This is a genomic window from Bacteroides mucinivorans (assembly GCF_034654355.2).
Classification (GTDB): Bacteria; Bacteroidota; Bacteroidia; order Bacteroidales; family Bacteroidaceae; genus Bacteroides; species Bacteroides nordii.
The window spans coordinates 2966517-2988038 of the sequence record NZ_CP178179.1 but is presented as its reverse complement, the minus strand read 5'-3'; the positions used below and the strand labels follow the sequence as shown (position 1 = coordinate 2988038).

Annotated in this window: 16 protein-coding genes; 1 reads left to right on the top strand and 15 read right to left on the bottom strand. The window is 40.2% G+C overall.

What is annotated here, in order from left to right:
* Window positions 1-59: 59 nt before the first annotated feature.
* From VCM39_RS11220 to VCM39_RS11150, 15 genes are all read right to left on the bottom strand, one after another.
* On the bottom strand, window positions 60-1259 hold the full coding sequence (locus tag VCM39_RS11220) for a glycosyltransferase family 2 protein (protein WP_322932659.1): 1200 nt from the start codon (window positions 1257-1259) through the stop codon (window positions 60-62).
* 13 nt (window positions 1260-1272) lie between these two features.
* Window positions 1273-2697, bottom strand: coding sequence for a hypothetical protein (locus VCM39_RS11215; protein WP_221650028.1), 1425 nt, complete (start codon window positions 2695-2697; stop codon window positions 1273-1275).
* A 14-nt stretch (window positions 2698-2711) separates the two neighbouring features.
* Window positions 2712-3560 carry a glycosyltransferase family 2 protein gene (locus VCM39_RS11210; RefSeq protein ID WP_221650027.1) on the bottom strand — a complete coding sequence of 283 codons (849 nt, stop codon included), beginning with the start codon at window positions 3558-3560 and terminating at the stop codon, window positions 2712-2714.
* Window positions 3557-4705 (bottom strand): glycosyltransferase family 4 protein, encoded by a 1149-nt coding sequence (locus VCM39_RS11205; RefSeq protein ID WP_322932660.1) that lies wholly within the window; start codon window positions 4703-4705, stop codon window positions 3557-3559. Before VCM39_RS11205 ends, VCM39_RS11210 begins: the two co-directional genes overlap by 4 nt.
* Window positions 4702-5610, bottom strand: coding sequence for an SP_1767 family glycosyltransferase (locus VCM39_RS11200; protein WP_221650025.1), 909 nt, complete (start codon window positions 5608-5610; stop codon window positions 4702-4704). The genes VCM39_RS11205 and VCM39_RS11200 overlap by 4 nt, the downstream gene beginning before the upstream one ends.
* A complete protein-coding gene (locus tag VCM39_RS11195; RefSeq protein WP_221650024.1) occupies window positions 5607-6761 on the bottom strand; it encodes a glycosyltransferase family 4 protein in 1155 nt (384 codons plus the stop codon). The genes VCM39_RS11200 and VCM39_RS11195 overlap by 4 nt, the downstream gene beginning before the upstream one ends.
* The gene (locus VCM39_RS11190; protein ID WP_289291782.1) at window positions 6758-7867 is read right to left on the bottom strand and encodes a glycosyltransferase family 4 protein; all 1110 of its coding nucleotides are present in this window, start codon (window positions 7865-7867) and stop codon (window positions 6758-6760) included. Before VCM39_RS11190 ends, VCM39_RS11195 begins: the two co-directional genes overlap by 4 nt.
* 11 nt (window positions 7868-7878) lie before the next feature.
* Window positions 7879-9357 carry a lipopolysaccharide biosynthesis protein gene (locus VCM39_RS11185; protein ID WP_221650022.1) on the bottom strand — a complete coding sequence of 493 codons (1479 nt, stop codon included), beginning with the start codon at window positions 9355-9357 and terminating at the stop codon, window positions 7879-7881.
* 176 nt (window positions 9358-9533) lie between these two features.
* The gene (locus VCM39_RS11180) at window positions 9534-10622 is read right to left on the bottom strand and encodes a hypothetical protein (protein WP_322932661.1); all 1089 of its coding nucleotides are present in this window, start codon (window positions 10620-10622) and stop codon (window positions 9534-9536) included.
* 1376 nt (window positions 10623-11998) lie between these two features.
* Complete coding sequence (locus VCM39_RS11175; RefSeq protein ID WP_322932662.1) at window positions 11999-13189, bottom strand: glycosyltransferase family 2 protein; 1191 nt, start codon at window positions 13187-13189, stop codon at window positions 11999-12001.
* A gap of 3 nt (window positions 13190-13192) precedes the next feature.
* Window positions 13193-14092: a glycosyltransferase family 2 protein gene (locus VCM39_RS11170; RefSeq protein ID WP_221650019.1), complete on the bottom strand. Its 900-nt coding sequence runs from the start codon at window positions 14090-14092 to the stop codon at window positions 13193-13195.
* Window positions 14085-15434, bottom strand: a complete 1350-nt coding sequence (locus VCM39_RS11165) for an O-antigen ligase family protein (RefSeq protein ID WP_221650018.1) — start codon at window positions 15432-15434, stop codon at window positions 14085-14087. Before VCM39_RS11165 ends, VCM39_RS11170 begins: the two co-directional genes overlap by 8 nt.
* Window positions 15424-17661: a GumC family protein gene (locus VCM39_RS11160; protein ID WP_221650017.1), complete on the bottom strand. Its 2238-nt coding sequence runs from the start codon at window positions 17659-17661 to the stop codon at window positions 15424-15426. The genes VCM39_RS11165 and VCM39_RS11160 overlap by 11 nt, the downstream gene beginning before the upstream one ends.
* A gap of 12 nt (window positions 17662-17673) precedes the next feature.
* The gene (locus tag VCM39_RS11155) at window positions 17674-18423 is read right to left on the bottom strand and encodes a TolC family protein (protein WP_221650016.1); all 750 of its coding nucleotides are present in this window, start codon (window positions 18421-18423) and stop codon (window positions 17674-17676) included.
* 124 nt (window positions 18424-18547) lie between these two features.
* On the bottom strand, window positions 18548-19801 hold the full coding sequence (locus tag VCM39_RS11150; protein WP_221650015.1) for a BamA/TamA family outer membrane protein: 1254 nt from the start codon (window positions 19799-19801) through the stop codon (window positions 18548-18550).
* Window positions 19802-20032: 231 nt separating this feature from the next.
* Here VCM39_RS11150 and VCM39_RS11145 point away from each other — a divergent pair, with 231 nt between their 5' ends.
* The gene (locus VCM39_RS11145) at window positions 20033-21436 is read left to right on the top strand and encodes a C1 family peptidase (protein WP_221650014.1); all 1404 of its coding nucleotides are present in this window, start codon (window positions 20033-20035) and stop codon (window positions 21434-21436) included.
* Window positions 21437-21522: the final 86 nt, after the last annotated feature.

Below are 21522 nucleotides of genomic sequence, written 5' to 3'. Positions count from 1 at the left end.
GATTTATGGTTTATGATTCATGAATTATGAGAGGATGTTGAATTATGATTTATGAGGATTTATTTCCCTCTTTTAGCCTTTTCCCACGCACCGGTTCCACGTTTTTTCCTCAGATATCCTATTCCCTTCAGTACATTGACGTTCATAAAAAGAAAATAATAAGGAATAAACAGCAGTTTGTTTTTTATCTGTCGTGTTGACAGGTAATACCCCCAAAGTCCCAGAATGTAGAACAATATCTGAAGAATCAGAATCGTTCCGTATATCTCACACGAAGCTCCCATACACAGTAATAGCGCATTGAGTGGCAATAACAGAAACAACAGTATGGGAGTGAGCGACCATCGTAGTACCCGGTGCGATACATATTGGAAACTCAGTATCCCATAGCGGAACGGATTCAGCAACGGGCGCAGTCTCCAGATAGATTGCAGACCTCCGGCGGCAATGCGTACTTTTCGTTTTTCTTCTTCGTGCATATCTGCCGATCCGCTTTCGATAGCGTATGCTTCTGTACAATAAGCGATTGTATGTCCTTGCATGGCAATACGCAGTGAGAGGATGAAGTCGTCCAGTAATGTATCCTGCTCCATCTCTTCAAACAATTCCCGGCGTACGGCAAACAGTTCTCCAGCCGCTCCTACGGCCGAGTACAATCGTGCATCCAAGGCTTTCAGGGTTGATTCGTATTTCCAGTAGATACCTTCTCCTCCGGCAGCTGCACCATCCCGTGTTTGTACGGTAATTCGTTTCTCTCCGGCCACACAGCCTACGCGTGTATCCTCAAACGCCAGTACGATTTCGCGGATAGCCTCCTGGTTTACCATCGTATTGGCATCAGTAAACACTACAATAGGCGTGTTTATCAACTTCATACCCCGGTTCATCGCAGCAGTTTTTCCTTGTCGTTCGGATTGGAACAGTACGGTGGCTTTTCCTTCCCAACGAGTGCGTAGCTGTTCGTTTGTTCCGTCATTACTACCATCTGTCACCCATACGATGTGTAGTTTATCCTCTGGATAGTCCAGTTCGAGAGAATTTTCCATCTTTTCGTCCACCACTTCTTCTTCGTTGAAAGCGGTGATAAACAGCGTTACTTCGGGCAGTGTACCGTCTTCGGGAAGTTTTCGCTTTATTGGTTTTACAAAAAGCTCTTTCAACTTTACGAGCAGGTAGAGAACGATACCATAGCCCAGATACGTGTAGAACACGATGAAGAGGGCTATCCAAAAGATGATTTCAATCCAAAGAGTATTCATATAGTAAGTATCTTTATTTTATTCTGTTGAGTAATTCTGTTTTCTTCTGTGAATCTTTAAGCATATTCACAAAATAAAGGGCATCTGCTTTGTTGGAAGCGTTGCTTTTATCATTTTCGTATTGTTCTACAAAATGTGTGGCATGTTCTGTCAGATACTTCCGGCAGTCTATGTTTAACATTAGTTTATCTTCAAAGTCAGCATATGACAGTCCACTAACGGCGTTATCTGTTTCGATAGAAACAATATCCTGTTTCTTCAGACCTGTTAGATTGATGGTGACAGACGGGTAGTAGAAATATTGTCCACTTGGTAGGTCAACGGTTAGTTTCAGGGTCGTTTCGTCTATAACTTCTATTTGCGGAGCGGCCCCATGAGTACGGTAGTAATTATATTCATAATACTCTTCCTGAGAAGGGAACCACATGGAGTCGTCTCCGTCTTTACCATAATTGTCATTGAGCCAAAGCAGGAAGTTTACCCAGCCGGAGTCTGTTCCGTGTACTCCGATATAAATAGCCATTCTTTCTTCTTTAGGCTTTTGGAGTTGTTCCTCGATCAAGGGTTTAAAGTAGTTGGGAGAATCGTTAAACCAGCGTTCGATTAACACATTGTGCAAATCGTCTGCCACTTTAAAAGGGTACAGTTTGACTGTTCCTGCCTGTGCTACCATGGTTTGTATGGGAGGATATTCAAGTGCTGCGGTTACATATGCCTTATTGCCATCCGGTTCAGCCAGTGTTTTACAGCCCCGGCCATTGAGGTGTTTCAATATACTGTCTTGTGCATTAGGGTATTGTTCTAGCAATGCATTTACGTCTTTTTCATTGTTTACGACAAGATTATGGAAGGCGATTCCCCAACCATAATTCAGCATTTCGCGCACGTTGTTCCATACTAGGCCTTTTTTTATACCAAAACGATTATGGTTCTTTGGATTGTACATGAAGATTTCTGTTCTCTCATTCATCCATGTTTGGTCGGGATTGAGCGTAGTAGTAGGAGTAAAGCGTATTTCATTGCCAGCTCCGTCTGTACTTCCAAGTGTTTTTTCCAAATACCAGATATCGGGCGGAAGGTCACTCCATAAAAGATGGCCTACATTATAATAATATTTATTAGTCAAAGGCTTTCCGTTAATAGCTGCCCATGTACAAGAAAATGCTGCTTGTTTACAATCATCCTGTGTGAGCATAAACAGCCACGATTTGTTATATTTCAAATGAGGAATTTCTGCATTTAAGCTTTTACGTACCAAAGGCTGCTTTATTTTTATGAAAATTTCCGTTTTGATATTTTCCTCTTCATTTTGAAAGGGATAAAGATAAATTGGCTTATCTTCTATTAAATTTCCTCTGGTTAAGTCTACCTCCCTGATACATGATACTGCGAATAAGGAAAGAACCGACAACATGAGATAAATAAATTTTTGTTTCATGAACTACCGATCTTTTATTTTATCAAATTAGAATCTTCATCTTTGTAATTATCTTTTGGAGTGAACAGTCCTGTTATACCTTTTAATGCTTTGATCATCCTTATTTTGAAACTGTTCATAAGTGAGCCATCTGCATTAATGGTACCATTACTTGTCAGTACCCTTGCTTTATGGTTTCTAATGAATACCAACTTGCCTTGTGATTTCATAGCTAACGCCAGTGATCCATCCTCTCCGCGAATAATATCTGTTCTGAAACCAAATAGTCTGGCTGGTTCCGTATGAAAACCAAAAGCCATTCCCCTTACACATAGTTCTGGACGTTTGATAGCCTGAATATGTAGATGTACATCTCGTAGATTTTCATAGAACCATAATCCGATTTGTGAGTGTTTGTTATCCGCCATAAAGCTCCATAAGCTAAATGTAGCTATTATTCCCGGTTTCATTAATTGCTCAACATGTGTTTTTATATAATAAGGGGGGTAAAGTGTATCGGCATCAATGCAGAGATGCAATTTTCCACGTGCGTGATTCAGTCCGCACTGTCGTGCATATCCGGGGCCTTTTTGTGACTCATTATAATAGCGGGCTCCCAGTTGTTGTAATACCTCTTCTGTATTATCTGTTGAGTTGTTGTTAACGGTTATTATTTCAATAGGGAAATTGAACTGGTTATCACAAAGCGACCAAAGGCAACTCAGGAGATGAGTTGCTTCATTGTGGGCAATAAGTACTATGCTTGCCAATGGTTCGTTACTTTGAAATTCTGCTAATTTCCGACATACTTCTTCTATAATAGGAGCCGGAATTTCGGAAACTGGTTTTTCATATACTTGTATGTATTTATTATACCATTTCATACATCGTCCTTTTTAGTTATTGATTGGAATAACTCTTCCCATTGTTTTGCAATATTTTCCATCTTATATTTTTGAGCGTCTTCATATGCCTGCTGTCCCATTAGCAGGCGTCTGTCTACATTTTCAATGAGAAAACTTATTTTTTCTGCCATATCTTCAATGTTACCATCTTCTACCAGTAGTCCATTTATTCCATCATTAATAATATCACGTGGTCCGCAGGGACATGTAAATGATACGGGTGGAACCCCGCAACCCATTGCTTCTGTTATAACCATTCCAAAGCCTTCATATCGCGATGAGAGCACAAAAATGGAACTTTCGCTGTATCTATCGGCAATGTTGTTCACAGTATGTTCCAGTTGGCATTTTTCTGTTAGTCCCAGACGTTCTATCTGTGTTTGCAATTCTGTTCGCAAAAAGCCGTCGCCATAAATGCGTAACATCCAGTCCGGATGTTCGCGTATCACAAGGGCCCAACTGTCTATCAATCTATCAAATCCTTTCTGTGGCGCATATCGTCCTACGGCTATTACACTTTTTTCTTTTCCGTCTGATTTCTTATTCAGTGGTGTAATAATAGGATTAGGAATAACACTTATATTGGAAAGTTCAGGCCAGAATCCTGCTTCTTCATGTGTCAGTAATATAACTTGTTTCAGTTGCGATAGGTTGTGTACAAATTTCTTATTCCATTGCACCTTTAACCATTTCAAAACAGGATTTCCACTTGCAAGTGTTTCGGCTCCATAGGCATGGCGGGTAACGTGGAATTCTCCGATTTTAATACTACCGTCATTTATTTTATTGATAAAATTCAGTTCCCGCCTCAAAGTTGATATGGTGATGTCTGGACTGAGTTTCCGCAAAGTTTTGGTGAATCTTTTTTGGAAACAACGATAACGAAATGGATATTTTAATAGTTTTGTGAAGTGTGACTGATTATATGGATAGTCAAAAGCTATTCCCAGGTCAATGTGTTTTACCTTCGGTGATAACGGAAAGTATGGTTTACGATCTCCAAGTTCCGAAGTTAGAATCGTTACATCATTTCCCTGTTCCGCGAAATAGCCAGCTTTGAATGTAATAATACGTTCCAAGCCTCCCGGTGCTTCTAAAGAAGGCAGATAATATACTAATTTCATATTTTAGCAATGATTTGTTTCTGATATTCTTCTCCGGCATCCGCTACCTGGCTACCATCTGGTGCTTCATTTACGTATTTACGTTCTAATTTTACTTTCCTTTGTGCGCCCATCCGCCACCATTCGTATTCAATGTCTACATGTCCTATATCCATTGCTTGGCGTCCGTTTTTAAACAGATCGTATGCCAATACGGTCGCTGTAGGTCCTAAAGCAATAAGATAGAGTACCTCTTTTTCCAGCTTGAGCGCTTCATTCAGAATATCATCATACCGGCTGAATGCATCATGAGGCGGACAAAGAATACGACGAATACTACGTGCTCCGCTAAAGAGATCGTTGCCTACTCCCAAACGACTCTTTTCGCCTTCTATAAAAACTACGTTACGGTCAGTCCAAATACCTCGCATGGCTTTAAACCAGCGTCCACATGCTTCTTTCGAGGCAAAATCCATGTAAGGTCTTGTTACAAAAGTATTATAATACAACCGATTCGGTTGTAGATATTTGTCCCACCATGCACCATACAGAAAAAAGTGAGTTCTCCAGAATCGGCGCGCTTTACGGTTGTATCGGTAAAAATCTGAAAATACATCCGATATACATACCAGGTGTCCTTCTTCATGGCTCACCAGCACCTCTTTGAGTCGTGCCGCCAGTAACTGATCTCCTTTTTGAAATCCGATTTCCTTATCTGCACAGGTAAGCAGCATTTCTCCGTCACCGTAGCGACTTACTGAACAATGCTTGTCTATCACTGTTTGTATTGTTTCGTCAATGGAAGCTACCCGGGGAACTACTTTCTGCCGATGTCGCAACACGATATACCAAAAGTTATACCACTCTACCGTACTTCCATAGCGTATCTTATACTGTATCTTATCAATCAATGGCTTTATATTCATGATAATATACTTTTAAATAATTCATCCCACTTTTGCATAATATTTTCGAGGTCAAAACGATGTATATTGATTACTGCCTTTTTTCCCATTTGTTTGCGTACATCTTCATTGGTGATGATGAAGTCCAGTTTCGCTGCAAGTTGGTCTATGTTTCCGTTTTCTACCAGCAGTCCGTCTTCTCTGTCGGTAATAATATCTCGCGGGCCACACGGACAAGTAAATGATACAGGGGGGATACCGCATGCCATTGCCTCTCCCAATACCATGGGCATTCCTTCATAGCGTGATGAGAGTACAAATACCGAACTTGCTACCATCTCTTCTGCTACTTTTGGGGTAGTACCTTCAAGCCGGCAGTTCTCATGGGTTAGTCCCAGTGCATCAGCTTGTTTCCGGTATTCAGTTCTCTCCCCATCACCGTATATTACAAGTTGCCAATCCGGATGTTTTTCACTTACTTTCTTCCAAGCTGGGAGTAATAAGTCAAACCCTTTTTGGTAGGTATATCTGCCGATAGCGAGTATTCTTTTGGCTTCACAGTCCGATGTACAGGTAGTACGGAAAGTGGAAGGATTGTGTATACATATTACATTGTTTAGTTCTACCCATTTGTCCCGGTCCTCATTGGTTAATACAACAAACTTTTCCAGTTTTTCCAGTATACCCAATAGTTGATTCATCCACATGCGAGCAGCTACTTTTCGGATACTCGCGGGTGCTTTTATATCATTAAAGTTCCGGTAATTGTCTCTGCTAAAATGAAATTCTCCTATTTTTCGGCTTCCGTCCCGGATAGAGGTAATGAAGTTTATCTCCCGTCGTAATGTAGATATAGTAATATCGGAACGTAGTTCATAAAGAGTTTTACGCAATCGCTTTTTGTAGCGTTGTTGACGATTGAAATAATTGTATAGACGCATAGCCAGATTTCCACCTCCAATACGATCAAAGTTGATATCCAGATTTATCACCTTCACCAGTGGGGAGAGTTCATAATACAATTTCCGCCCTTTTTCTTCTGTAAGAATGATTGTTACGTCATATCCCAGTTTTTCTGCCAGATAGTTGGCTTTTAATGTTAATACGCGTTCCATCCCTCCCGAAGCATAAAGTCCAGGAATACAATAGGCCAATTTTATTTTTCGGTTCATAGGCTTTCGATCACATATTTCATTTGTGTTTTCCACGATAATTTTTCGAGTATTGATGTCCGTATTTCTTTTGGAGTTAATGCCACTGAGTGGTAGAAATCTACTACTTTCTGTATATTCAGTGGTGACTCATCAGCAGGAATTTTCATTATATATGGCATCTCTTCAAAATCGTCGTCAATTTCGGAGTAAACAAATGGGATTCCTCGTGCCGCATATTCCCGGTTTTTTAGTGAACGAAGGTGGGTGATCCCGCTTCGGTGACGTGCCAGGCTACCAATGCCTAACTGGCATTGATCGAATACGTCGTCAAGCGCTTTTCCGAAAAGAGGACCATGAAATATAACCGATTCTTCGAGGTGATTCTCTGTTACCAGTTGATGATATTCGTCCATAATAGTAGGAATACCCTGTCCTACGATGTGTAATACGACATTTTGCAGGAGAGCAGTCTGTGTTACTATTCCACGAATAGCGCGGTCAAATCCATGCCACGGATGGATTGTTGCTACGGCTATAAGATGTAGTTTGCCATCTTCCGGTTGTAAGTCTGTTTTCAGAGGTACTGCATCAAAATCTATTCCATTTGCTATACGAATGGTAGGGCGACCGAAAATGGTTCTATGATTTGAAAAAGTTATTATTTGGTCAATGTACATTGACATAAAACGGCGCAAACACTTGTCCATAAATATAACACGTTGGTATCCGGAAGATAATCCCTTGTATTCCTGATCATATGGATAAGTTGGAATTTCCATCACTATCCCACATCCTATTTTTTTCAGCTTCCGAAGTAGGTTGATAAGAAAAGGAGTAGTGTTGTGGTCACTACGGATATAAATCTGGTGGATGTCATTTTTACGTACGTACTGTGCAATACAGTTCAATCCCGTTCGTTTCAGAATTTTACCTTTTATTCCTGAGCCATAGTCTTGTAGTACAGTATCGTCTATCATCCGGTATTTCTTCCCATTGGCATCGTCAAGCCAGCATACACGTACATCGGCGCCGCATTCGCGTAATGCTTTCACCTGATAACGGATTTTCTTGCTGATACCATTAGCTTCATCAAATCCATGAAAGATAAGAAACAATATTTTCATTGTTTGCTTTGTTACTTGTTTGTATCGTTTATTTTTTTTCTTAGTTTCTCGACCAGTCCGCGTGCTCTTCTTATCAGATCATATTCGTGTGTGGTCTGTATGTACAGCCCAAAGATAAGGAAACTTATAATACTTTTCAATAGTAGCGTGAAAAAAATGTTATCCCCCTCTGTAAGGTAGTGCAGCGGTAGCAAGGCGGCAGTAATAAGCATGCTTACAATAATAGGTGATGCAAATTGTCGCAACAGCGTCCACATACTCCGTTTGAGCGTGATGCGGTACATCTGCCAGTAACATTGGATGAAGTTGATACAAAATGTAATGACAATGCACCATGCTACTGCTTCGAGTGTGCCAAACCAGAAAATGCCCAACAGCATACCACTTACGTTGAGTACGGACGAGAACAATCCGCAGATAAACAGGCTACGCGTATCTCCTGCTGCTTGAAAAATACTTCCAGAAGAGGAAAGGATAATTTGTATGCCCACCGAAAGGGTGAGAATACGGAATACGGGTATAGAGGGTAACCATTGATCTCCGAAGATGATAAGGGTAACTTCTCTGGCAGTGAAAAATAACAATACACTGAGTGGTATCCCGATAAAAGCAAGCAAGCGCATGATACGTTCGTAGGCAGAGCTAAGGCGTTGCAGATCATTCTGATAATCACTGAAAACGGGATGCATTACTGGTGTAATCACTTGCGTGATATTCTGAAGCGGAAGCATCATCAACCGATAAGACTTTTCATAATAGCCCAGCTGCGACATACTCATGTATTTGCCTATTAATAGCTTGTCCAGGTTTCTGCTGAAGTAGTTGATGACATTGAACAGGAATTGATAGACAGAGTAGGAAAATATTTTGCGAATTGCTTTCAATCCCAACGTTAGCGAGGCGCGCTGAGGATAACGTTTAATTGATATACCGAATATTAGTATGCTGGAAAGAATTGGACTGATAATTAATGCATACAGTCCGGCGCCACTCAGTGCAGCGATGACTGCGGCTACACCACTCGCCACTTGTATGCCGAAGCTACGCAGGGCAATGAACTTAAACTCTTTATTTTTATAAAATAGTGCATTGGGCACTATGTTGGCAGAGGCAAAAAAGAGGTTGAGACAGAGCAATTGGCATAGGATACGCAGAATGGGACTGTCATAATAAGCAGCAATGGACCACGAGGCGGCAAAGAAGAGTACGGATAGCCCTATTCCCATCCAGAGGGTGAATGAAAAGATGTCTGACAGTTCATGTTCGGTCAGAGTTTTATCTTGTATAATGGCAGGGGAGATGCCCATATCGGTGAAAATACCGAAAAAGGCGATGATGACTGTAGCAATGGCAACTATACCAAAATCATCCGGTGAGAGGAGGCGTGCCAACACTCCGGCTACCACAAGGGAAATGATGATTCCGCTGTATTTGGCGAGGGCAGTGTAAAATACGCCGGAGAAAAGTTGTTGTTTGAGGTTACTTGCCATGAAAAGTATTATATGAATCTGTTAAATATTCAAAGCGAAATGCTATTGAGTTAAATATATTAATTGGCTGCGCTGTGTCAATACACTTCCAGCCTCCGATAAGGGTGCCTTTCTAGGCGAGGGAACTGCATCGGCACAGCGCGCTATATTCATTATTTATCCGTAGCAAATAGAGTTTAAACAAATTTAGAATCGATGTTCAAAATCGACTGATACGCGTTTATATAAGCATCTGCAACTGTATTGAGACCCATTTGCTGTTTCGCAAAGTGATAATTATCTTCACCTTTATCTTGTTCACAAAGTTGTCTTGCCTGTTCTAGAGCATTCGTTATACTGTTGATATCATTAGGGATAAATATGGGATTTTTTACCTCGTGAAGCAATTCACTTACATTTCCTACATTGGGACCTATTACGACCTTCCTGAACAAAAATGCTAAAGGGATATTACCAGAGTTTAAAATCTTTTTCCGTTGTACAAATATTACATCTGATGCTGCAATATAATAAGGGAGTTCGTCATTGTCTATGAGCTCTTCACTTGCTCCAGCTTTGACACCTCTTAATCTTAGAAAAAGAGGAACGAGATAATATCCGATGAAAGAGAGGATCCGTTTTAGTATATTTCGTTGTCCGGGACGCCTAGAGAATGGGAGCATTCGTGGAGCCAGTAAGAATTTGTTTTTATTCCGGAAACGTAAATAGCTATTTAGCACCATTTTGATTTCTTCATGATTGCGAAACTTACCAAAAGCGGTAATAACAAACCTATTCTTAGGGATTCCTATCCGGGCACGTGCCTCTTCGCGTGTTATGCTTTCGTTATATGTGTTTTCGTAAATATGGTGTGGTATGATAGTATTCCGGCTACTGGGGTAATTTTGTTTGAATTCTTCCAAACTGTATTTACCCATGTGTACTATTAAATCACTGCATGATTCTATTATTTCGTATGCCTGTTTAATGACTGGATTACTGTAATGGGGACAACTGTTATGGCGGGTATAGACAAATTGGGTTCCTGCAATCTTGAAATATGCAATACGCTGTTTGAGGCGTTCTATAACAGACTCATCTGTACAATTCCATCCCACAACTTCTTCCGGCCATTGAAAATGAACAATATCATATATATCGTCTTTCTCCCAGAAGTCATGACAAGAACAATGTATGTCAATCTTTAAATTGTAAATGGCCTGACAAAGGACGTGGACAAAGAGATTGTCAGCGTCATCTTCCCTGAAAACTATCAATGCTTTCATTGTTTTTTTATAATGTTTGTCCGTTTGGTACATTTATATTTTAGAATAGGGACAAAAATACATAAAAAATATTAGTATCAATGATTTGCTGGTAGAATTAATTTCTTTCTGGTGGTTTTGAATAATTTGCCAATATACTGTGCTGCCAATTATCCATCATCCACCATTCTCCGCCTACTTGTCAGTAAATCAACTATTAATTTATTCAATACTCCGTACAGGAAGTACAACAGTATGGGAATTTTTCCCAAGTTCAACACCTTAGTAGGAGGTCGTACTAGTACCCGGTTGGAAACATACTGTCTTCAGTGTCATAACTATCGCAGTAACGAGCACGACAAGTCCTTTATGCCAATCTCGACGATAGGTTCATCTATTAGGTTGTAGCCTTCATATCCCCAATGAAGTCGAGCTACAGGAACAAATCCGTCGCAAAGTAGCAGTCCATTTACGTAAGTAAATTCGTGGTGATGGATAATATTGCCAGTAAGTTATTGCGTCTTGTTTACAGTCTGATTCACAAGTAACAGCTTTATGACAGGGATTATACACAAAGAGATCCAAGGTGTGTTGTGATTTCAGATATATGTAAATGCTGGATAAACAGATAAAGAGATTGTTTGATTGTTAAAAAAAAGATAATATTTTAATGCGTTAATAATCAACATGTTATGTGTTGTATTATTTACTCGTAGAGAATTGACTCGTTTCTCTACGACAAACGGAGCGTTTCTCTACGAGCAACGGGGTGTTTCTCACTGAGGAATAAACTAAATATCCATAAGATACGACAATTTGCATGAATATGAAGATGGAAATAATTATCAATTGTTATAAAAACAGAAAATGGAGTCAAGAAATGAGACTTTCGTTGATTAACTTTTATTAAAAATGTGTGTGTTACAAATAGTTGGTTTTAATGGAATGTATAAGAATAGTTTCGGCTTGAGAGCGGAGATGGGTTGGGAGAATTTTGACTGATACTATACATTGGAACAACAACGTCTGCATGGGCTTCAAGGCTTGGGTTGAGTCTAATGGAGATGATTTACTCTGTAACTGGACAAATAGCAGCTTGGTAAATAAATTATGAGTTATGAGTTATGAATTGTGATTTGTGCCATGCAGTATATAGCGCAGCTAATAAATTACAGTCCATAACTCATATAACTCTTTCACGGTTTTCCTATCGTTTCCACAATTATCAGTACCTATTCGGTGTATATCGCGTTTCGGCCGCTGTTTCAAGTCTGTTCCAGTTTCTCTATCAATTCCGAAAAGGCTTCTATTCATTTATTAAATGCTTTTGTGGTACAAGTGGTGGAGGAGGAGAGATGGCAGTTACTATGCTATGTCGGTACATCTTTTCTGCTTTTTCAATTTTCCTTTCTTCCTTCTTCCTTCCCGTGCTCCGTATGTATAAACTTCTTATTTGCTTCTTTTAATTTGAACAGATTACCTATCGTAATGAATGCTAATGTCGGTATTCTCATGAGTGCTTTCAGAAGTTTGATAGTCATCAGTTCTGCAGGTACAGGAACAATCATTGCTATTACTTGTACAAATGAAAGTATCCACCACTTTACACTTGTTGTAGGGCTAACTATTGTGGCCAGTAATGTAAACCCAAAGACAGCTGCCAATTGTACCAGTCGTGGCGGAAGCATCCACTGTAATATCTTATCACAATAATCGTAGTTACCTTGCATCAGCGCCTTCGGTAAATCGGGTAATGATGCACGCAGAGCACCAAACTGAGCAGCTATCCAACGGCGGCGTTGATTGCTGATGGCTTCCTGCCGTTGTGTTTTCTCATCGTATACAAGCAGATCAGGTATGTAAGCTATGTGCCCGTGGTTCTCTTTCAGTATCAATGCTTCCAGCTCTTTGTCCTCACCTGCTGTTTTCAGTTGCAATACATAACGGCGGAATTTTTCTTCGGCTATCACCATTCCCGAACCGGACAGGGCAGCAGAGAGACGTACGGCATTGTGTCCACTGCGGAAAAATCCATTGTTGATTTCTTCACTCACAGCATCGAGCAGTGCGATATTAGTAGTGAGATTCTTACTGGTGCGGTGTGCCTGTAAAGCGATGAAACCTTGTGCGTAAACTTGATTAATACGGGTGAGAAAGCAAGAGACGGTAGTATTATCGGCATCCATAATAACGATCGCATCGTACTCTCCGGCAGGTATCTCTTGCATGGCGAGCTTCATTGCTTTGGCTTTTGAACTATCCGTATAAGTGGCTTCCAGGACTGTTACTCCAAGGCTACGCAAAGCATCATTTGTTTGTGGTTGCATATGGTCTGAGACAACAAGGATATCGTAGAATTCTGAAGGGTAGTCCTGTTCCAGGAAACTACTGACAGAATCTACAATGACTCGATCTTCTTTGTAGGCGGGAAAGAGCACAAGGAAACGGTGTTGCTCCTGTGGTATGAAATTTTTGTCAATAAGATGTGACTGGAAACGCGAAGCAATGGCAAAGAAAAAAAGATAGCCAACACACAGTGCCAGTGGAATGAAGAGTATCCAGTCGATAAGAGTAATCAGAGTATTCATAGGTTAATTTTTTTTATTCGGTAAAGAAAAAAAGGCAAACACGCCTTTCCAAACAGCGGATGCCAGATCTACACGATGTTTGAGAAGATAGACGAGACTGTTTTTTCCAGCGGCTACTGTCATCTGGTAGAGTATAGACAGTAAGCAGCGCATTCCTGTGAAATTACGCCAAGCATAGAGCAGACGGTTACGCGTAAGATAGAATGTACGCAGGGGACTCTGCTGCCCGGTACTTTGGCTCTCTTTATGAAAGACGGTACAGTGGGGTTCGTACCATAACGTATATCCAGCACGGGTCATGGCAGTGCACCAGTCCAACTCTTCATAATAGAGAAAATAAATCTCGGGCATAAGTCCCGTGCGGTCTATAACTTCACGTTTGATAAGCATAGCAGCTCCATGCAAGTAAGGACTGGGGTGTGAAGTCTCAAAGCTTCCATTATCCGGATGTCCCATACCGATAGGTTCATTGCGCATTGTGATACTACTCAGTTGTGTATATCCGGCAAATTGGATGTGCTGCGGCGGAAAGGCAAATCGTATCTTGGGAGATACAGCACCGATTTGAGAATCGCTTTCTAGCCGGTCGATAAGCGCTTGTATTCCGTCTGATTCAAAATAAGTATCATTGTTGATAAGGAACAGGTATCTGCCTTGTGCTATTTCTAATCCTAGATTGTTACCTCCGGAGAAGCCCAGATTTTGCTGGCTACGCACGGTGATGACGGTAGGGTAGTGTGCTTTAATGATAGTTGCTTCATCTTTCCGGGAAGCGTTATCCACAACGATGATCTCATAGGATACTGAGTGGATAATCTTATGGATAGAATCAATAAGTGCACACGTGTCTGCTATGCCATTATAGCAAATTGTGATAAATGATAGTAAAGGAGTGTTATTCATGTTTATCAGAACTATTGTTCTTTTTTCTTTCTTTTTTCTGCCTATCTTCCTCTAACATTACTTTATCTATGTAAGGGCCAGCGAAGCAAAGGGAAAAACCTGTGTAAACTACAATGGAGTTGGGATATTGCATCACATCATTGGCATAGGCAGCTGCGAAGAAACCCGCATTCATACAAAGCCACGCAGCGAGTAATCCTCGCAAGTGTTTATTCTTTATTTTAAATAACAATATCCATGCACAACATGCAAAGAGTGCACCATGTACAACAAGATAAAGTACTAAACCTACGATCCCGGTTTCTACCCATACAGATACCAACCAGGAATCGGGTGGATAAGGCATTAATTCTTTTGGTTCAAAGCGTGCTCCTTTGGATAAGCCTACACCGTAGCCAAAAGGACGATCTGCCATAAGTTCTTTCATCTTCTTTCTATTTTCTACACGCACTAAATAAGAAGCATCTTCTGTAGGATGAAAAGCGCTTCGCATTTTACGGATATATTGGTTACTGTCACCAATGTTTGTAAAATAGAAGAAACAAAACACAGCTCCAAGTGTGATGAGACTAATGGTAATACTTTTTACGCTCTTAGAAATGAATGCATACATTGTTAATCCAACGAGAGGAATAGCCATCGCGGAGCGGGTACCCGAAATTCCTACACTATAGGCAGCAGCAATGGCTATAACGGCAAAATATATTTTCATCCATTTAGAACGAACCAGTAAGGCTGATATGGCAAATACTGTAAGTCCCATAGCAGAGTGTACTCCGTAATTGGCCGCATCTGAGAAGAATGAAAAATAACGTATTCCTGACCAGATAAGATGTGTACGATAACCTCCCATTGTATAAAGAAAATAGAGCTCTTGCTGGTTGAATCCATGATTCTTTTGCCAGTACCCCTTCATGGAAGCTATCAGTATAAATACTGACCAAATAAATAAAAGCCATTCTATGCCTTTGCGATCACGAATTGCAACTGGCACCAGTATGGCCATAGCAATAGGATAAATTGCATAATGAGTTATACTGATGTTCCAGGCTTCCTGCACATTATTGGGGTTTCCGATCTCAAGAAGATAAAACACACAAAGGAAGACAAAAAGTCCTGTCATGCCATTGCGAATTCTTGATAAATCAAAATTCAGAGAAGAACAGCGCGACAATATAAAAGGAGTCATTAATAATACCAACAGGGAGGTTGATATTCCTGTCTTGATGTTGACAAACATACCTCCGGCTACCAATAGAAACTGGAAGGCGAACAATATATAAAAACTGACTGCCGATTGGTTGTCTTCGTATATCTTCTTTTCTTTACTATTAATCGTCATCGTCTTCTTCTACTTCAGCAACGCTTGTACGAGAGTTCTTTTTTCTTTTCCAGACGTCCTTCCAATGAATTGCATTTTCGGTCAAAGCTAATTGTGACAGGAGATACATTACTTTGCGTAATGGTGTATATGGAGGAAGCATTCCAGTATAGTTTTCTACATCGTATCTTGGAGCACGATTCAGGCAGAGATAGGGTTTTGCTCCTAATTGAGCTTCAAGTTTTTGGAGCATTATTTTATCCGTAGCTTTCCATCCGTAGTTAGCCGAGACAATCATTAGGTTTAGTTGGGCTTCACGAAGTAATGGAGTAGGGACATTGCTGTTACTCATCGCTGGATATTCTACAATCAAAATATCTTCATTGCCAGGTGTATATAATTCATGGATACCATTAGCCAACTGGAATTCAGAGGAATTGGACTGAAAATCGACACCATCTGTCAATTTACGTACATTGAGTCCAAGTTTTTTCCAGTATGCTTCAATGGATTCGGATACGTAGCTTTTACCACATCCGTCCTCCATGCTAAGCATGTTGAGTATAAAAGGAGATCCTTCTTTTCGTTGTGTGAAGAATCGAAGTATGGCACTACTCAGATAACGGGTAGCACTATTATCATAGGTAACACTATATGGGGAAGTCTTTTTCCTACTAGGAAAGTCTCCCAAAACAGGACAACCAGTTAATTTGCGTGTACGTCGAGAGTCACGTAATGTACGGTCTATCAGTTCTATCAGTATAAAAAAGCTTGTTAGAAATAAGAAAGTACCCAGAAAAGCCATATATACGATTTTACGGCGATTAGTGGCCTCTGCACTAATAGGATATGCAGGTGGGTTCAATACTTTGAGAGCCGCTGAAGTCATCTCAAGATTCTTCTTACGCATCAGAGCTTCATTATAACTGGCAAGATTGGTTAAATAACTTTGTTCAGAGAAGTTAATAACACGCTCTTTACGTTTGATTGTAGTACCTACAGGAGCATAAAACTGGTATTTCTCATTTAGGTCTATCCGGCTTTTCTTCACAATATCAAGTTCTGCCCTAGCCTTTTCATATGCTAAGGTCTGATCAAGCCACTGTTCAACAATATTGGTACGAGCAATTCCTGTCTTTGTATATTTATCTCCCACATACTGATCGGAGATCTTCGACAATTCCTGGCGGGTTTTATTTAAAAGATCTTTATAATCTTTCAACATCTTCTCATCCTTGGACTTATTAGCAGAAACAGTTTCCATTTCTGTAATCTTTCCGGTAAGACTTGAGGCTTCTCTAAGTTTATCAACTAAGTTCAGATTGGTAATGGCTTGTCTTGTGTTATTATCCATTTGACGTTCCAGTTCTTCGAGCATAGCTTTAGAACTGTTGTATGCAAATAATACGGTTTGCTCTCTTAATTCAAATTCTTTGTTAATGGCGGCAATCTCTTTAGTCTCATCGTAGTAGTTAATGATTCGATTATCTACATTATATTTGGTGAGATCATCTTCGTGTCTGGTCAGTTCGTCACCAATGCGGTTCAATTCAGCTCTGAAGTATTCGATTACTTTGTCTGTTTCTCCATAACGGAGTATGCGATATTCATTGACAAATTCTTTCATTAGTATCTCTATAGTGTTATAAGAGATACCCGGATCACCTGATGAATAGTTTATTTTTAATAAGTCACTATTCCCCAATCGAGTTACCTGTATTTTTTTTAATGCACTACGGCTGTAATAAGGATGCTGATAATAAAAGAGTCCGTAAATATAATTGTTCACATCAGCTTTCTCATATTTCATAAAATTCTCCATTGTTTTTTCCTCGCTGCTTTTGTCGATAAGAGTAATTAACTCTTTGCCGTGAGGACTGTTCTTCATATGGTCGTATGTGTATTTGTAGCTGGCAGCTGTTATGGAGTTTTGATCTTTATCAGGATTCCCTTTTACAAGTACACGGGCAAATAATCGCATGGAAACACGCTTTTGGGTGCTCTCTGATTGTATTATGTTAATAAGATTATCGATGGCATTTTGAGCAATGGCCCAATTGACTCCTACATTGTTGGCTTCGATACCATAACCGGATACAACACCAGTATAGAGAGTTGTTTCAACATTATAGGAACCTCGCATATTCGCTGTTTTAAGGTAAACAAAAACTGTAATAAGTAGTGCACCCAAAATGATCCATACTAATTTACGATACAAAGATCGGAATAGATAAAGTATATAATCCATAAGAAATTGTGTTTATTTTCGTAAAATAGAAGTACGGGTAATAACTTCAAGTATCATTAAACTTTTAGTAAGTTCAAACTTACTCTTTTCATAGGCTTCCATAGCAGAAGATTGTCTTTGTTTTTCTACAGAAAGATCTCCGGTATCAATACTATTATTAGCAAAGTTTTTTTCTGCAATTTCATATTGCAGTGTCGCAAGTTCAAGTGCTTCTGCACGTAATTTTAGTACGCTGAGCTGTGAGGTTGCCGTCGTATACATTTCGATTATTTCTCGCTTCATTTCTTCGTACTTAATTTCTTTTTCCAATGCAGCACCCTTTACTGCAAGCTTCTGTCGGTTAACACGAGCTTTTAAATCGAAAAGACCATCGATAGGAATATTAACTCCTGCACCAACAGTATAACCTCTTTGTGCTTGAGTAGTATAAGTAAGATACGGAGCAATGGCAACATCCGTGTATGTACCTTCGTTGCCGAACATACCATATTGATAACTACCTCTTAAACTGAAAAAACCAAGGAAAGCTCTTTTCTCTTTCGCCAATAATTTGCGTTCTATCTGTTCCTTTACTTGGGCGAGTTCGTAAGTAGGTCCGCCTTTTGCATTTTCAAAAAGTAAATCAAGTGGGGGGAGTACGATGTTAGTATAATCTGTTACCTCAGATTTAATATTATCATTCATCTCTTGTGCCTTCACTAACGAAGGCACTGCGCAAAGAAGAAGTATAGAAAAAGAATACAGATAGCAAAAATGCTTCATAATTATCCTGAATTGCTTGTATTTAATTGTGTAATCTACCGCAAATATAGATAATTATTTTATTCTGTGTTCTTTATGCTTCTTCTATTTTCTTTTTTTAATTAAAAATGGAGATAGCCCTCGTTTAGAAGGCTTCTGTCATGTTGAAGTAGAACAGATTTTGCTTATTTACCATATTGCGACCGAAGTCGAGGCGGACGTTCATACGGGGTTGCACTTCGATACGCAATCCGACTCCGGCATTGGGCAGCACGCCTTCGATTTTGGTAGGATTAGGACCCATGAAACCGCATCCACCCCAGGCTACAAAACCGATATGGCTGACCATTTTCTTTATCCATGTGCTTTTGTCCGTGTTGAACATCTGGCGATACTCACCCATAATGACATGAGAAGACTTATCCCGGTACTGTCCCATATAATAACCACGAAGGTCAAATGGTGTCCCACTGAGGGCATACTTATTCAGAGGTACATCTCCAAAGACATTTTTGGTTTGTGCAGTCCAGGCGATCACTTTACGGTGGCCTACTGTTTTGTATTGGCGGTAATCTATTTCAAGACGGTAGAATTCGTTGTCACTACCAAAAAACTTCTGATACGTGACACCGCGAAGGTCAAGATATATGCCCCGATATGCATTGGCCGGAACATCACGTGTATCATACGTCAGCAGGAAACCAACCCCGGAACTAAGGTTACTATAACCATGAGCCGTTCCACCTGCTTCAATATAAGAAGGCTGGTCTACAAGGTATTTTGCAGGTTTACTCATTTTATCGTAGTTAATATCTATCTGTGGACCTGCGAAGAAGTTACTTTCGCCCAGGCGGAAAAGGAACCAGGGGTTTATCTGCACGCCACTATATCGGTACTGGCTGGTGGTGTCACTACGTACATAATTTTTGTTGGTGGTATAGCCTATTCCATAGAAATTTTCCTGTGTATTTTTATAGCTGAACTGTCCGAAGATACGGAAACGGTCACCTTTGAAGAATAACTGAGGTTTGGAGAAGAGATTCAATCCGCCGTTGAACATGAAGGCAATAGCCATGGGTACAACAGAACGCTGCTGGGTAGTATCACTAGGATTGATGCGGAAGGTCATAAGAGCGCTACCGCCAATGAGGAATCCGAAATCCGGACTGTAACTCGGACCACCCAGGATGTTGTAATGGAGATTTCGTTTCGCCACATGCAATCGGCGTAGCTCGCGTTTGGAAAGTTTCGGAAGAGTATCCTGTTTCAGACTGTCGGGATTAAATACCGTATTAACTTCCAGTTTGCCGTCTTTTAAAAATGTGATGCCTTCTTCTTGTGCCAGAAGAGTAATGGCGGGAATTAGCGCCATATATATACCTATTATATATCTTTTCATATTCTCTTTATGAATGAGGGTGCAAAGAAAACTGTTTTATTCGGAATAGTTTCCAGCCGAATAGGTAATAAATCTAAAGGAATGGATAAAAATTCCAAAAAAGGATACTAATTTTGCAAAAGGATAATGTGTCAATGCGCTAATGTGCCAATATGCCAATTACCGTGAGGCATCATAGCGCAGCCAATTGGCACATTAGCACATTGGCATATTATTTAATACATTATTTATATGAATAAACGAATTTTATCATTATTTGTTCTGAGTGCTGCTTTTTTTTCTGTACAGGCACAGCGGGACAAGGGTGGAATCAGCAGTGAGATGCTGAATCAGATTAAACAGAGTTACCAGGAAACAAGTGCAGATAAGGCATTGCGTAATGCAATTGGTAATAATGATATCCGCAAACTGGCTTTGAATCAGGATAATATGACGGGGCTGGATACTTACTTCTCTATCAAAGTAGATTCCAAAGGGATTACCGATCAGAAGTCATCGGGGCGTTGCTGGCTTTTCACCGGACTGAACGTAATGCGTGCCAAAACGATTGCAAAGTATGGATTGACTTCGTTTGAATTCTCACAGACCTATCCATTTTTTTATGATCAGCTGGAGAAGGCTAATCTCTTCTTGCAGGGAGTGATTGATACACGCGAAAAACCGATGGATGATAAGATGGTGGAATGGTTGTTCCGCAATCCTTTGAGTGACGGTGGGACATTTACAGGAGTTGCAGATATTGTGGGGAAATATGGATTGGTACCCAAGGGCGTGATGCCTGAAACGAATAGCAGTGAGAATACGGCACGGATGGCAAATCTGATTTCACTTAAACTACGTGAATTTGGTTTGCAATTGCGTGAACAGGCTTCGAAAGGGGCGAAGGCTGCTGCTCTTGAGAAGAGCAAAACAGAGATGCTGGGTACTGTTTATCGTATGTTGGTATTAAATTTGGGTGTCCCTCCTACAGAATTTACATGGACTCGTTACGATGCCAAAGGGAATCCGGTGGAAACAGAACAGTACACTCCAATGTCTTTTCTGAAGAAATACGGAGATGAGAATCTTATCAATAATTATGTGATGCTGATGAATGATCCGAGTCGTGAGTATTATAAATGTTATGAAATAGATTTTGATCGCCATCGTTATGACGGACATAACTGGACATACGTCAATTTGCCGATAGAGGAGATTAAAGAGATGGCTATTGCTTCGTTGAAGGACAGCACTATGATGTATTTCTCTTGTGATGTGGGTAAATTTCTGAACTCAGATCGCGGACTGCTTGATGTTAATAACTATGACTACGGTTCTTTAATGGGTACTACGTTTGGAATGGATAAAAAACAGCGTATTCAGACTTTTTCCAGTGGCTCAAGTCATGCGATGACATTAATGGCTGTTGATATCAACAAAGACGGAAAGCCTGTGAAATGGATGGTTGAGAATAGCTGGGGCGCAGGTTCCGGTTATCAGGGACATCTTATAATGACGGATGAATGGTTTAATGAATATATGTTTCGTCTGGTAGTGGAAAAGAAATTCGCCACATCAAAAGTCATGGAAATTCTAAAACAGAAGCCTGTTCGTCTGCCGGCATGGGACCCGATGTTTGCTCCGGAAGAGGAGTGATTAGCGATTAGTACCATGCGGCGTAATAGCGCAACTACTAATCACTTATCACTAAACCCTACTCACTATTCTCTTCCTCGTGTACG